The following is a 13,657-nucleotide window of genomic DNA, read 5'->3' as shown; positions in this document are numbered from 1 at the left end:
GTATCATAAGTGATAGATAACAAAATTATTAATGAAATAGTTACCGCGTGCAAAAAAGACGCGCGGCTTTTTTCTATAGTAAAGGAAATTTCTCAATTGAATAAAGAAGAAAGATTAAAGATAAGACGAAAAGCTTCTATTGTTTTAAAAAAAGAAAAAAGCGTGGACAAAGAGGCTCTGACTTTTTATTTTGTTATAACAGAAGGAGATATTGTAGAGGAAATACTGAGGAGGATAAATAATGGAGAAAAAGAAAATGCCTAAGTATGTTGGTGGTCAGGCTGTTATAGAAGGTGTAATGATGAAGGGAATAAACACCGTTGTTGCTGTAAGGAGACCCGATGGTAGAATACAGGTGAAAAAATTAAAAGAGGGTTCTTTTGGTGTATGGGAAAAAATACCCTTTATCAGAGGTTTTTTTGTTCTTTTAAAAGCCATGATTATTGGAATGGAAGCGCTATCTTATTCTGCAAATGTATCTGGCGAAGAAGAGATAACGAAAAAAGATATGATTATTTCAATTATACTTGCTTTTTTATTTGCTATTGGTGGTTTTGGTGTTGGACCGATGTTTGTAACCAAGTTGTTTAATATACAAAATGAATTCTGGTTTTCTTTTATAGAAGGGTTTGTTAGAGCTGTATTTGTAATATTATATATATGGGTAATATCGTTATTTAAAGATGTCAAAAGAGTGTTTGAATACCATGGTGCAGAACATAAAACAGTGTATAATTATGAAGATGGTAAAGATTTAAATGTTAATAATGCAAAAAATTATACAACATTGCATCCAAGATGTGGAACCAGTTTTTTGATTATAACAGTTTTTGCTTCAATTATAGTTTTTTCTATAACTGGCGCATTAGGATATACGACATTATGGGAAAAAGTTATAACAAGAATTATACTACTTCCGTTAGTAGCGGGATTTGCATATGAATTTCAGAGATTTACAGCTAAAATTATAGATACGTGGATAGGAAAGATTCTGGCCTGGCCAGGATTAGCATTACAAAAAATCACAACATCTGAGCCAGATGAAAATCAGCTTGAAGTTGCTATTATTTCATTAAAATATGCATTAAAAGATGATTTTGATGGTGAAGAAATTGTTGAAGTTTAAAATAATATCAATTGATTTTTAACATAATATGTAATATAATATTATTACCTTAGCTCAGATAACGGCAAAGACCTTATCTTGGCTAATGGAATATGAATACGGAGGTAGAGAAATATGTCAAGAGGATTAGATCCAGAAATTAAAAACAAGGTAATTGAAGAATTCAAAATCAATGAAAAAGACACAGGTTCAGTGGAAGTTCAAATTGCGTTATTAACAGCAAGAATCAGACATTTAACAGAACACTTAAAGATTCACTCAAAAGATTTTCATTCCAGAAGAGGATTAATGAAAATGGTTGGTAAAAGAAGAAAGATGCTAAAATATTTAAAGAAAGAAAGGCCAGAAGTTTATAAAGAATTAATTTCAAAGTTAGGAATTAGAGGATAAACAGCTTCCGCATGGAAGCTGTTTTTTTTTTAACGAAACGAAATTGTAATTATTATAAAATTGTGCTATAATTAATTTAAATATAATTTTTAATTTTTTACATTGTCGATTGGGGGTGGTGTGGTGAAAAAACCGTTTTTTCTTAAGCAGGTAATGATGAGACGTGTTCTGTATTCTTTAATTCCCATATATTTATTTGCTCTTTACTTCTACGGGATAAGACTTATTTTTTTAAGTATAGTAGTTTTTGCGGGTGGGATTTTAACAGAATACATTATGGAAAAAAGAGTTAAAAAAAACGTTTCTGAAGCAGTTTTGGTAACTTCGCTATTGTTTGTCCTGTCTTTACCTCCGTTAACACCATGGTGGGTTGCTTTAATAGGAATAATCTTTGGTGTTTTATTTGGTAAGGAAGTATTTGGAGGGTTTGGGAGAAATCCATTCAATCCTGCTATTGTAGGAAGGTTATTTATATATATAACCTTTCCTAATATTATGACTTTAAGCTGGATGGTTCCGGGGAAATTTGGTATTGATGTTATAACAACAGCAACACCTTTAAAATTAATGCGAGAATCAAATGAAGCCTTTGATATTGTAAAAATGTTTTTTGGATTTAGAGCAGGGTCAATGGGAGAAAGTTTCATATTCTTAATTTTATTGGGTGCAATTTATCTTATCTACACCAAAACTGCTAGTTGGAGAATAATGCTTTCTACCTTTTTAACTTCATTTATACTAATATATGCATTCTATTTTTCAGGAATAGTTAATTATCCACTTCAGTATTTGATGTCTGGAAGCCTTATTTTTGTTATAGTATTTATGGCTACCGATCCAATTAGTGCGCCAAAAAAGCAAATATCCCATTGGTATTATGGGATAATAATTGGAGTAGTGGCGGTACTTATAAGGACTTTTTCTCTCTTTCCAGAAGGTACAAGTTTTGCTGTATTATTTGCCAATACTTTTGCGCCTTTAATTGATGAACTTGTATCTTTAAAAAAGAAGGTGAAAATATGAAAGACAACAAATTATATGTTGTTATTTTCACATTTTTAATTTCATTTATCCTTGTTTTCATACTTGCTCTTGCAAATGAAATGACAAAAGAAAAAGTAAAAATCAATGAAGAGCTTTATTTGAGGAAAGCTGTGTTATCAGCGATGGGAATAGAATATAAAAATGATATCGAAGCGTATAAGTTGTTTGACGAAAAAATAAAAATAGAAAAAATTAAAGATATAGATGTATATAAAAGTAATGTAAATGGTGAAGATGTATATGCTGTAATTTTTGTTGGAAATGGATTATGGAGTACAATAAGGGGGGTATTGGCAGTTGACAAAAACATTTCTAAAATTGTCGGTATTGATTTTATTACTCAGAGTGAAACTCCTGGACTCGGAGGAAGAATAGAAGAGAGTTGGTTTAAAGAACAGTTTAAATTCGAAAAAATTATAGATGGAAAAATAGAAATGATTGTTGGCGGTTCAGGTAAAGGAGATTTTAATCATGATAATGGCGAAGTTGAAGCTATCACAGGTGCAACAAGAACTTCTGAATCTGTACTTAATATGATAAATTCATATTTAAACATATTAAAAAACCTCTTAGGAGGTGAGTTGGGATGAGTGAATACAAAAAAATAATGAAGGATAATATCTGGTATAATAATCCTGTTTTTATTCAGATTTTAGGCATCTGTTCTGCTCTGGCGGTTACAAATAATTTAATAAATACATTAATTATGACGATAGCAGTAAGTCTGGTTACAGCATTTTCAAGTTTTACCGTTTCAACAATTAAAAGTTTAATCCCAAGAAAGGTTAGAATGATAATTCAAACACTTATAATTTCTTTCTATGTTATTATAGTGGATATCATATTAAGAGCATATATGCCAGGTATTAGTAAAGCGCTTGGGCCCTATGTGGGATTGATTATTACAAATTGTATAATTATGGGTCGTGCAGAGGGATTTGCTCAATCAAATAAACCAATTATTTCATTCTGGGATGGTTTTACATCAGGAATAGGATATCTTGTTGTATTGATAGCAGTGGCTTTTTTCAGAGAATTACTGGGATTTGGAACATTATTTGGTTACAGAGTTTTACCTGAAGGCTTTGTTTCATGGACAATAATGTTAATGGCACCAAGTGCATTCTTTATGCTTGCGATATTTATATGGATAGCAAAAGGTTATATGTTGAGAAAGGAGGCTAAATAATGGCTCCACAAATCAGCCCGTTCATATTATTTTTCGCTTCAATATTTACCAGTAATATTCTTCTTGCAAATTTTTTAGGAATGTGCTCATTTATATCTGTTTCAAAAGATATAACTTCATCAAATGGATTAGGCATGGCTGTAACTCTTGTTATGACCATAACCACAGCATTAAATTGGATAGTATATAATAAAATAATAATACCTTTTGGACTGGAATATTTAAGATATATTGTCTTTATAATAGTTATTGCTGCAGTTGTTCAAATTCTAGAAATGTTGATAGATAGAATTTCTCCAAATTTATATATGAGTCTTGGCATATTTTTGCCTTTAATAACGGTGAATTGTGCAATATTAGGAGTTTCATTATTTATGCAATTAAGATATTACACATTAATCCAATCTGTATTTTATGGTCTTGGTTCCGGGCTTGGATGGTGGCTTGCTATTATGGCGTTAGCAGCTATTAGAAAAAAAGTTGATAAAAGTCCAAATATACCGCCAGCATTAAAAGGGCCTGGAATAACTTTAATTATTATAGGTATTATGGCAATGGCATTTATAGGTTTTTCAGGAATGCTCAATGTACAGTGAGGTGATACAATGAATATATTATTAGCACCTTTAATAGTTTCTATTATCAGTGGAGTGTTGGCGGCTGTTATAACTATTGTAGATGGAATTGTAAACAATTATGGCGATATAAAAATAAATATTAATGGGAAGAAAGATGTTATAGTAAAAGGCGGTGCGTCATTATTAACAACTCTATCAGAAACAGGTATTTTTGTTCCTTCAGCCTGTGGTGGAAGAGGAAGTTGTGGAGCATGTAAGGTAAAAGTGTTATCTGATATTGGACCTCATTTGCCTACTGAAACACCATTGCTTACACCCGAAGAAATAAAGGAAAACATAAGATTATCCTGTCAGGTAAAATTAAAAAAAGATATAGAAATATGGCTTCCAGAAGAACTGTTCAATGTAAAAAAATATAAAACAACTGTAGAAAAAATAAAAGATGTCACACACGATATCAAGGAAGTGAAATTCAAATTGTTAGAACCTGCAGAAATAAACTTTAAAGCAGGACAATATATGCAAATAGTAATTCCACCTTATGAAAAAATAAAAGAGGATACACAGAGAGCATATTCTATATCATCTGTTCCTTCAGAAAAAGATAGTGTTGAATTTCTAATCAGACTTGTTCCTGGAGGAATTGCAACAACATATGTACATAACTATTTAAAAGAAGGAGACAAACTCGAGCTAATTGGTCCTTTTGGGGAATTTTATTTACGGGATACTAATGCCGATGTAATAGGGGTGGCTGGCGGATCTGGTATGGCGCCATTAAAATCCATAATACTTGACATGTTTGAAAAAAATATAACAGACAGAAATGTATGGTTCTTCTTTGGGGCTCGTTCTTTAAGAGATTTATACTATGTTGAAATATTTAAAGAACTTGAAAAAAAATGGCCAAAATTTCACTTTGTTCCGGCATTATCAGAGCCATTACCTGAAGATAATTGGAAAGGAGAAACTGGTTTTATTACTGATGTTTTAGATAAATACATAAAAGAAAAAATGGATCCATCAACTCCAAAAGAAGGATATTTGTGTGGTAGCCCGGGGATGATAAACGCATGTGTTAATATATTGACAAAAAATGGAATTTCTGAAGAAAAAATTTATTATGACAAATTTGCATAATTTGTAAGGTATCCAAGTTTCATTCGAACTTTTTTATAATTAGTACGATGTCTGAAAAGTCAAAACGCTCAAACCTTGATTGTTAATCTTCAAAAATAGCTCATCTCGCTTGCTTGACTTTTTGGACATGTTAATAATTAAAAGAGTGTCCAAAAAGTCAAATTCACTCAGACAGCTTGATTGCTAATCCTTAAAATTATTCATTCTCAGCCGTCGCTCAAACAATACATCGTGTATTGTTTCGCTCAAAATTACGTCCATGTAATTTTGACGGCTTTCATTCATAATTTTAAGTGCAATCTTCGAGTCTTCGTTTCATTTGAGACTTTTTAGACAATAATCTAATAATTAAAAGTAAGGGGGGAAAATTATGAAAATGACACCTGAGTTTCAAAAAGCTCAGGAAAATATGAAACCAGGAATAATAACAGCTGAAGGTTTTCTTGGAAACGATGATAGAAATATATTGGATATAATTATAGATGATGAAGAAATGATTTCTAATCTAAATTGTTCAATTGAAAAAATTGTAGAAAGGTTAAAATATTTAAAAAAACAGGGTGAAAAAGGTATGGGAGAGCCTATAACTGTAGATAAAAAATGGGAAGTTCAGGTAGGTGAAGCAAGAGGACATTTGCCCTGCCCATTTGAGGATGGTTTTTTTAGAAAAGTCGTAACTAAAGTTATAAACTTAAATACAAAAGAAAGTATAATATTCAGTGATCTTTCAATACATTTAATCGAGAAACACCATTTTTTTCAGGGGAAAGGATCACCATTTAGGTTGGAACCTGCCAAATTGATAAAAATATTGGAAATTTGTCCATTTGAGGGGATATAATGTATGATGTCACAATTATTGGTGCTGGTGTTGTTGGTGCAGCAATAGCCAGAGAATTATCAAGATATAATCTTAAAATTTTAATTCTTGAAAAATCTGATGATGTAAGTAATGGAGCATCAAAGGCTAACAGTGGTATTGTTCACGGAGGATATGCTTCTAAATATGGAACGCTAAAAGCAAGATTATGTTTTGAAGGCAATAGAATGTATAAACAATTAAATGACGAATTAAATTTTGGTTATAAAAAAACTGGAGCATTGGTGCTTGGTTTCAATAAAGAAGACGAGTTTAACATAAATAACTTATATGAAAACGCACTAAAAAACGGTGTAAAAGAAGAAGAGATTGAGATAATATATAAAGAAAAAATTTTAGAATTAGAACCAAATGTAAGTACAAACGTAAAAGTTGCGTTATATGCGAAAGATGTAGGAATAACTTCACCATATGAAATGACTATAGCATTGGTAGAAAGTGCTATAAAAAATGGTGTAGAATTAAAACTTGAAAATGAAGTTATAAGTATAGGAGAATTCGGTGATTACTATAATATAATAACAAACAACTCATCATATAAAACAAAATATATAATTAACGCTGCAGGCGTATATAGCGATAAAATTTCATATATGATGGGAATACTAAATTTTTATATAAAACCAAGGAAAGGACAATATATTATATTTCATAAAGGTTATGGTAATATAATTAATAGAGTAATATTTCAAACTCCAACAAAAAAAGGTAAAGGTATTTTAGTTACGCCTACTTTTCATGGTAATTTAATGATAGGACCAAATGCAGATGAAAATAGCGATAAAGATGACACATCTACAGATATAGAAACATTAAAATATATAATAAAAACTGCAAAAAAATCTGTTCCTGATATTGATTTAAGAAAGGTATTAACTTCTTTCTCTGGAATACGACCAACACCATCAACAGGAGATTTTATAATTGAAGAATCAAAAGAACGATTTATTAATGTTGCTGGTATAGAGTCGCCGGGATTAACCTCATCACCGGCAATTGCAAAAATGGTTGTAAATATACTAAAAAAATCCGGCTTAAAATTGATTAAAAAAAGCGATTTCGACCCTTACAGACCGCCAATAATCATTAAAAAAAATTTGACCTATAAAGAAGTAAATAAAATGCTAAACTTAAATAATAATGATCAAATAATATGCAGATGTGAAATGGTTAGTAAAAAAGAAATTATAGACGCTCTAACAAGAGAAATTCCTATAAAGTCTATAGATGCTGTAAAAAAACGAACAAGAGCAACTATGGGATTTTGCCAGGGTGAATTTTGCATACCAAGAATAAAAAAGGTTATTTCAGAAGTACTGAATATTCCGGAAAATAAAATACCAGAAAAAAGCAAAGGTTCTGGAATCATACCAAAAAAAGTAAATTTAAATTACTTCAAGAATCTTGGAATTAAAGAAAATTAAAAAACAACAACTCCCTGGTGGGAGTTGTTGTTAGTCTATATTGATTTGTTTGAATTTTTTAACCTTTTCTGCAAGTTTGGGTATCTCTATCTTTAAAACGCCATCTTTAAATTTAGCTTTAATCTTTTCAAAGTCTATATAATCCGGTAATCTAATAGACCTTTCGAATTTCCCAAAATATCTTTCTCGCTTTATATAATTCCTACCTTTTTCTTCTTTATTATCTTTTTTCTCGGCTGATATAGTCAATATGTCATCATCTAATCTAATATTTATATCTTTTTTATCATAACCTGGAACATCTGCTTCAATTACTATCTCTTTTTCTGTTTCATAAATATCAAGAGATGGCATTGCAAAAGCTTTTGAATTTTCAAACATATCTAAAGTACCAAAATCATCGAATAATCTTTCTATTTCCCTTTTCAATGTTTCAAATGGTTCGAAAAAGTTTCCTCTTTCATATCTTTTGATTTCGCTCATATTTTATCCCCTCCTTTTTCAAAATTTTTCTTTTTTATCGACTTCCATTTTTTATGACGAAAAAAAATTTTTCAGGTTCAAAAATTTTTTCTTTCTTAAAAAATCTTTATATATCTTATAATAAAAATATTATAATTTATTTAAATTTAATATTTACTAAATTGTATAGCACTTTTTACTTTTAATTGATAATACTTAATCAAAAAAATAACTGCGATTTAAATCGCAGTTATTCAAATAATTTTAGATTTAATAATTTAATATGATTTTTATCTATTTCTTCAATTACGCCTTCATTTATCAGTTCTTTTATTTTTTTTGAAACTACTTCTCTAACGCTCCCAATATCACTTGCTATTTTCTGCTTTGATTTAAAGTAAATAATTTCCGTTTTTTGTTGTTTATATAATAATGAAAAATATTTTATAATTCTTTCTTTAATAGATTTTATTATGAGGATATCTATTATGTTGGATAAATTCATTAATTTTCTTGAAATCTCATTTAAATATAAAACAAGGAAATCTTCGTTTTTTTTAAATAGGTTTAAAACACCTTTGCTTGAGATTTCGAAAACCTTAGAATCCTGTTCAGCAATAATAAATGATGGATAATTTTCTTCTGAAAATATTAAGCCTTCACCAAAGCTTTCGCTTTTTTTTATATATTTCAGAACCTGTTCATTTCCTTCTGAGGTGAATTTTACCACTTTTAAGAGCCCTTCCAATACTATACTCATCTGTTGTAGTTTTTCATGTGGTGAATGCAGGATTTCATTTTTTTTAATATTTAATATTTTGCTATATTTATTTATATCTTCATCGAATGATGCGATCTTTTCTATTATAAATTTATTCACAGTTTCCCTCCGTTAAACTTTAGAGTCTAATATTTTCCCCCATGTTACTCCGCCAGTATACACAAGCCTTCCTTCTGAATCATATGATGTAAAATATCTTACATAAACTTGTGACATTTTACCTTTAAACATAGCTTCTTTTATTATTTCTCTCGCATGTTCTCCTTCATGGGAATTTATGAAAAGAAAAGACGCACTTTCTGGTATAGCAGTTGGATATTGAAAAGAAACTGCAGAATCAGGAGAATTATCTTGTAGATAAATGTTATTTTCTTTAGAGTCATATATTTTTTCTTTCTTTTTATCATTTGTAGTTTTTTGAACTATATTAATAACATTTTTATTAATAACGCTTTTTTTGTTTATATCTTTAAAAGATATGGTTTTTTCTGCATTTTTTATTTCTCTTTCCGCTGCATCCAGATTGCCAGATTTTATTAAATTATTTATATTACCGAGTTTTAAAAGCAAGTTGTTATTCTTGCTTTTAATAGCTTCTAATAATAATTTTCTTAATTTTGATTCTAAGTATATACTTTTACTATCAAGTTGAGGTAATGAATTGTCAATTCTCATAATAACACCCTCTACTACTATTCTACTACTATATATTTCTTTTTCAAAATGAAATATCCTTTTTAGCAATGTTATTTTTTTGACAGAGGGTTATAAATATGATAAAATAATTAGTAATACGAAATATTGGGGGGATGTATGTGTTTAAAGCATACTTTTTGTTGATTATAGTAACATTTATATGGGGAAGTACATTTCCTTTAGTGAAGATGACAGTTGGGAGTGATGATGTATATATATATCTAACTTTGAGATTTGCTATAGCCTCTTTTTTATCATTTTTAATATGGAAAAAACAAAATTTTAAATATGGAATAATTATAGGACTATTTATCGCATTAGGTTTTATAACCCAGACAATAGGATTAACTTTGACAACGGCATCTAAAAGTGGATTTATAACATCATTATATATAATAATGGTTCCTTTTTTTTCGTATTTAGTAGAAAGAGAAAAAGCGCATATAAATCATATAATAGCTTTGCCTATTGCAGTTGTAGGATCTTATTTGTTATCGGGAGGAATAAAAGGATTTAATCTTGGAGATTTTTTAACAGTAGTTTGTGCAGTAGCTTTTGCATTGTCCATGGTATATATAACAAAGTTTTCTAAAATTGAAAAAGAAACATCATTATTAGGATATCAATTTTTGACCGTAGCATTATTAAATGGAATGCTATCATTTACTAAGCCGATAAATATTACTTTACCTATGATTGGAGTTGCTTTGTTTACTGCTGTTTTAGCTACAATTTTTGCAACATTAATTCAATTAAAATATCAAAAGGTTGTTTCAACCAATACTACAGCATTTATCTTTGTGGGAGAGCCTATATTTGCTATGTTATCAGCATATATATTTTTAAGTGAAAGAATGACAACTCAACAAATAATAGGAGCGATTATATTGTTATCTGCGTTGATAATAGCATCTGTTAGATTTGGTATTAAAGAAATAAGGGAAATGTAGAAGTTGAATTTGTTCAATGTTTAGTATTTTAGCCTTTTTGTTATTATCGTAATTTATTTCGATAAAAAATATCCCGTGCTTTTCGTATAAGTATGGGATAATTTTTTTATCGATTTCAGTAAGGTTTTCTTTTAGTAAATTATCAACATTTACCCATTTTAAAATCCCTTCATTACACTTTTTCAATTCTTTTTTTTCGGAATTTTCTAATTTAATATTTGCTAAAAAAACAAATAAAATCCAGTTATAATATTCTGGTCCTTCTTCTGATGTGAATACTTTTAATTTCAAATTATTTAATTCAAATCCAGTTTCTTCAAAAAATTCTCTTTTCATTGCATCTGTTATTGGTTCATTATTTTTAACCTTTCCACCAGGTGGAACAAGTTTTCCTGAAAAAGGTTCTTTGAATCTTTCGAGCATTAAAATTTCATTAAATTGATTTTTTGCATAACACATTACAGCTATTTTTTGTTTTTCGTTTTTTAAAAGTCTTTTGGTATCAAAATTTAAGTTGAGAGAATTGAAAAATTCTTTAATATTATTCATAAATCGGCTCCTTTCTGAAGAAATGTTTTTAAAAGAAATGTTTTTAAAAGAAATGCTTTTAAAATTATATCATATTTCTATTAGTTTTTTGAACGCCTTAATATATCTTTTAAATTTTTAGTTGTTTCAATTGAGTAATAACTTCTTAATCATTAAGTAATTGACAGTATGGTATTTATCTGGTATAATAATCCCCGGATGAGTTGCCGACGTAGCTCAATTGGCAGAGCGGCTGACTTGTAATCAGCAGGTTGGGGGTTCAAGTCCCTTCGTCGGCTCCATAATTTTTTTCTATAGGTGGTGAGGTGCCCGAGTGGCCAAAGGGGGCGGACTGTAAATCCGCTGGCGGATTGCCTTCGAAGGTTCGAATCCTTCCCTCACCACCATTTCATTAATTACAATGTTATGTGAGGTGAAATAAAATGGCAGCAAAAAGTCCTGTTTTAACCGTATCATTAAAATGCACCGAATGTAATAGAAGAAATTATTACAAACAAAGAAAAAGAACCTCTAAGAAAAAATTAGAATTTAGGAAATATTGTCCTCATTGTAATAAACATACTTTACATGTTGAATCAAAAATATAAATTGTAAGACTTCTTCTAAAAAGAAATCAACCCCCTGATATAGGGGGTTATGATTAAATTCTGGGGGTGTTTTAATGTCAAAATTTTGGTTATTTTTAAGTTCAGTTATGCAAGAAGCTAAAAAGGTTAAATGGCCAAATAGGAAAGAAGCTGTAAATTCGACGTTAATAGTACTGGCAATATTGATTTTTGTATCATTATATTTATTTATAGCTGATTATGGCTTGTTAAATCTATTTTCCAAAGTTGTTTATCCTTTAATAGGTATTAAAAGTGGATTGGGAACTGGCGCTACTCAATGAAAATAAAGCAGGTGAATAAACATGCGTAAGAAATGGTATATTTTACAAACTTTCTCTGGCATGGAATATAAGGTTAAAGAATTAATTGAAGAAAAGGCTAAATTATATGAAAAAGAGAAGATGTTTGGAAAGATATTAATACCAGAGGAAAGTGAAATCGATTTAACTAATAAAAGAATTGAGAGAATGGTTGTATCAGAAGAAGCGACTGTTTTTGTAAAAAATGGAGAAAATGTAAAAAAAGGAGATTTACTGGCAGAAGAACCACCGATAATTGTGAAAAATTCAGGAACAATTATTGAAGTGAAAAATTTCAGAAAGATAATAGTGGAAACAAAGGATAAAAAATTCACAAAAACATTTTTAATTCCTGAAAGTGCAAAGATAATAGGAGGATTAAAGGTAAATTCCAGAATACATGTTGGAATACCTCTTGCGAGAGAAGAAGGATATGAGGCTGATTTAGACGGGATTATAATTTCTATTGATAAGTTGAAAAGGGTTACTATACAAACCGATTCTAATGCAAAAGATGTATATTTTGTGTTTAAGGATAATTTTGATTCTAATGCATTTAGAAAAGGAACGTACGTGGAAAAGGGTCAGATTCTGGGAAATAAGAGACAATATAAAGCGAAATCTTCAGGAAAAGTGGAAATAAGGGATTTTGCAAGTAGGAAGGAAATTATAATCTTAAAAACCAGAGTGTCAAGATTATTTCCGGGATATATGTTTATTGAAATGATATTAAATAAAGAAACACAGGAAATGGTAAAAAAAATCCCTTATATTATTAATTTTATTAATATAGGCGGAACACCTGTTCAATTAAAAACAAAAGAAGTCAAAGCGCTGTTGAGGCTTACAGGTGAAGAAAATTATGAAGTTAAAGAAAGTAAGTTAAGAGTGGATTATCAGGTTGGAGAACATGTGCGTATTATAAGTGGACCGTTTGAATTTTTTACTGGAAAAATTACTCATATAGATTTACATAAGCAAAGTGTAAAAGTTACAATAAATATGTTTGGTAGAGAAACAGAAGTAGAATTAGGTTTAACAGAAATAGAAAAGATAGATTAATAACGGTGGGAGGGAAACCCCGCTAATACCACAAAGGAGGGAATTGTATGGCAAAAAAAGTAGCAAGAATGGTGAAGTTACAGTTGCCAGCAGGTAAAGCAACACCTGCGCCACCAGTTGGTCCTGCATTAGGTCAGCATGGTGTAAATTTAATGGAATTTTGTAAAAAGTTTAATGCGGCAACAGCTGATAAGGCAGGAATGATTATTCCTGTTGAAATTACTGTGTATGAAGACAGATCATTTACATTTACATTAAAAACCCCCCCAGCTTCCTTTTTAATTTTACAGGCAGCTGGATTAAAAAAAGGTGCTTCGAATCCTGGTAGAGAGATTGTCGGAAAAATAACATTATCTCAGGTAAAAGAAATTGCAGAAATCAAAATGCCCGATTTAAACGCAAAAACAATTGAAGCAGCTATGGAAATAATAAAAGGTACTGCAAGAAATATGGGCATAGAAGTAGTCGAAGGTTAAGGG

At 29.9% G+C, this 13,657-nt stretch carries 19 protein-coding genes and 2 tRNA genes; 17 read left to right on the top strand and 4 right to left on the bottom strand.

The window, feature by feature from the left end; translation table 11 throughout:
- The first annotated feature begins 9 nt into the window (after positions 1-9).
- From XO12_RS05325 to XO12_RS05280, 10 genes are all read left to right on the top strand, one after another.
- Positions 10-264 (top strand): hypothetical protein, encoded by a 255-nt coding sequence (locus tag XO12_RS05325; RefSeq protein ID WP_047266346.1) that lies wholly within the window; start codon positions 10-12, stop codon positions 262-264.
- Positions 242-1,126, top strand: a complete 885-nt coding sequence (locus XO12_RS05320; RefSeq protein ID WP_047266347.1) for a DUF1385 domain-containing protein — start codon at positions 242-244, stop codon at positions 1,124-1,126. Before XO12_RS05325 ends, XO12_RS05320 begins: the two co-directional genes overlap by 23 nt.
- 114 nt (positions 1,127-1,240) lie before the next feature.
- Positions 1,241-1,516, top strand: coding sequence for a 30S ribosomal protein S15 (gene rpsO / locus XO12_RS05315; protein WP_047266348.1), 276 nt, complete (start codon positions 1,241-1,243; stop codon positions 1,514-1,516).
- A 153-nt stretch (positions 1,517-1,669) separates the two neighbouring features.
- Positions 1,670-2,539, top strand: coding sequence for an RnfABCDGE type electron transport complex subunit D (locus tag XO12_RS05310; protein WP_175419834.1), 870 nt, complete (start codon positions 1,670-1,672; stop codon positions 2,537-2,539).
- Positions 2,536-3,150 carry an FMN-binding protein gene (locus XO12_RS05305; RefSeq protein ID WP_047266349.1) on the top strand — a complete coding sequence of 205 codons (615 nt, stop codon included), beginning with the start codon at positions 2,536-2,538 and terminating at the stop codon, positions 3,148-3,150. Before XO12_RS05310 ends, XO12_RS05305 begins: the two co-directional genes overlap by 4 nt.
- A complete protein-coding gene (locus tag XO12_RS05300; protein WP_047266350.1) occupies positions 3,147-3,749 on the top strand; it encodes an NADH:ubiquinone reductase (Na(+)-transporting) subunit D in 603 nt (200 codons plus the stop codon). Before XO12_RS05305 ends, XO12_RS05300 begins: the two co-directional genes overlap by 4 nt.
- Positions 3,749-4,345: an NADH:ubiquinone reductase (Na(+)-transporting) subunit E gene (locus XO12_RS05295; protein WP_047266351.1), complete on the top strand. Its 597-nt coding sequence runs from the start codon at positions 3,749-3,751 to the stop codon at positions 4,343-4,345. Before XO12_RS05300 ends, XO12_RS05295 begins: the two co-directional genes overlap by 1 nt.
- Positions 4,346-4,354: 9 nt before the next feature.
- Entirely contained in the window at positions 4,355-5,467 is a 1,113-nt protein-coding gene (locus tag XO12_RS05290; RefSeq protein ID WP_047266352.1) for an NADH:ubiquinone reductase (Na(+)-transporting) subunit F, read from the top strand.
- A gap of 370 nt (positions 5,468-5,837) precedes the next feature.
- Entirely contained in the window at positions 5,838-6,308 is a 471-nt protein-coding gene (locus XO12_RS05285) for a hypothetical protein (RefSeq protein WP_047266353.1), read from the top strand.
- Positions 6,308-7,771 (top strand): NAD(P)/FAD-dependent oxidoreductase, encoded by a 1,464-nt coding sequence (locus XO12_RS05280; RefSeq protein ID WP_175419808.1) that lies wholly within the window; start codon positions 6,308-6,310, stop codon positions 7,769-7,771. Before XO12_RS05285 ends, XO12_RS05280 begins: the two co-directional genes overlap by 1 nt.
- A 30-nt stretch (positions 7,772-7,801) precedes the next feature.
- Here XO12_RS05280 and XO12_RS05275 read toward each other — a convergent pair whose 3' ends face one another.
- From XO12_RS05275 to XO12_RS05265, 3 genes are all read right to left on the bottom strand, one after another.
- Complete coding sequence (locus tag XO12_RS05275; protein WP_047266355.1) at positions 7,802-8,254, bottom strand: Hsp20/alpha crystallin family protein; 453 nt, start codon at positions 8,252-8,254, stop codon at positions 7,802-7,804.
- Positions 8,255-8,483: 229 nt separating this feature from the next.
- On the bottom strand, positions 8,484-9,113 hold the full coding sequence (locus XO12_RS11620; RefSeq protein WP_047266356.1) for a Crp/Fnr family transcriptional regulator: 630 nt from the start codon (positions 9,111-9,113) through the stop codon (positions 8,484-8,486).
- A gap of 12 nt (positions 9,114-9,125) precedes the next feature.
- The gene (locus XO12_RS05265; protein ID WP_175419807.1) at positions 9,126-9,689 is read right to left on the bottom strand and encodes a hypothetical protein; all 564 of its coding nucleotides are present in this window, start codon (positions 9,687-9,689) and stop codon (positions 9,126-9,128) included.
- 140 nt (positions 9,690-9,829) lie between these two features.
- On the opposite strand from XO12_RS05265, the gene XO12_RS05260 reads away from it, so the two are divergent.
- Complete coding sequence (locus XO12_RS05260) at positions 9,830-10,660, top strand: DMT family transporter (protein WP_047266358.1); 831 nt, start codon at positions 9,830-9,832, stop codon at positions 10,658-10,660.
- Here XO12_RS05260 and XO12_RS05255 read toward each other — a convergent pair.
- The gene (locus tag XO12_RS05255; RefSeq protein ID WP_175419806.1) at positions 10,601-11,209 is read right to left on the bottom strand and encodes an NUDIX domain-containing protein; all 609 of its coding nucleotides are present in this window, start codon (positions 11,207-11,209) and stop codon (positions 10,601-10,603) included. The genes XO12_RS05260 and XO12_RS05255 overlap by 60 nt on opposite strands.
- A gap of 205 nt (positions 11,210-11,414) precedes the next feature.
- Between XO12_RS05255 and XO12_RS05250 the strand changes: the two genes are divergently transcribed.
- From XO12_RS05250 to rplK, 6 genes are all read left to right on the top strand, one after another.
- Positions 11,415-11,490 (top strand) — tRNA-Thr (locus XO12_RS05250).
- A gap of 18 nt (positions 11,491-11,508) precedes the next feature.
- Positions 11,509-11,595 (top strand) — tRNA-Tyr (locus XO12_RS05245).
- Positions 11,596-11,631: 36 nt separating this feature from the next.
- Entirely contained in the window at positions 11,632-11,796 is a 165-nt protein-coding gene (gene rpmG, locus XO12_RS05240) for a 50S ribosomal protein L33 (RefSeq protein WP_047267463.1), read from the top strand.
- 74 nt (positions 11,797-11,870) lie between these two features.
- Positions 11,871-12,098, top strand: a complete 228-nt coding sequence (gene secE / locus XO12_RS05235) for a preprotein translocase subunit SecE (protein ID WP_047266360.1) — start codon at positions 11,871-11,873, stop codon at positions 12,096-12,098.
- 21 nt (positions 12,099-12,119) lie between these two features.
- Positions 12,120-13,178 (top strand): transcription termination/antitermination NusG family protein, encoded by a 1,059-nt coding sequence (locus XO12_RS05230; RefSeq protein ID WP_175419805.1) that lies wholly within the window; start codon positions 12,120-12,122, stop codon positions 13,176-13,178.
- A gap of 47 nt (positions 13,179-13,225) precedes the next feature.
- Positions 13,226-13,654 carry a 50S ribosomal protein L11 gene (gene rplK, locus XO12_RS05225; RefSeq protein ID WP_175419804.1) on the top strand — a complete coding sequence of 143 codons (429 nt, stop codon included), beginning with the start codon at positions 13,226-13,228 and terminating at the stop codon, positions 13,652-13,654.
- Positions 13,655-13,657 lie beyond the last annotated feature (3 nt).

The organism is Marinitoga sp. 1154 (assembly GCF_013363285.1).
Taxonomy (GTDB): domain Bacteria; phylum Thermotogota; class Thermotogae; order Petrotogales; family Petrotogaceae; genus Marinitoga.
The sequence above is the reverse complement of the archived record's forward strand: the minus strand, read 5'-3'. Positions and strand labels throughout refer to the sequence as shown.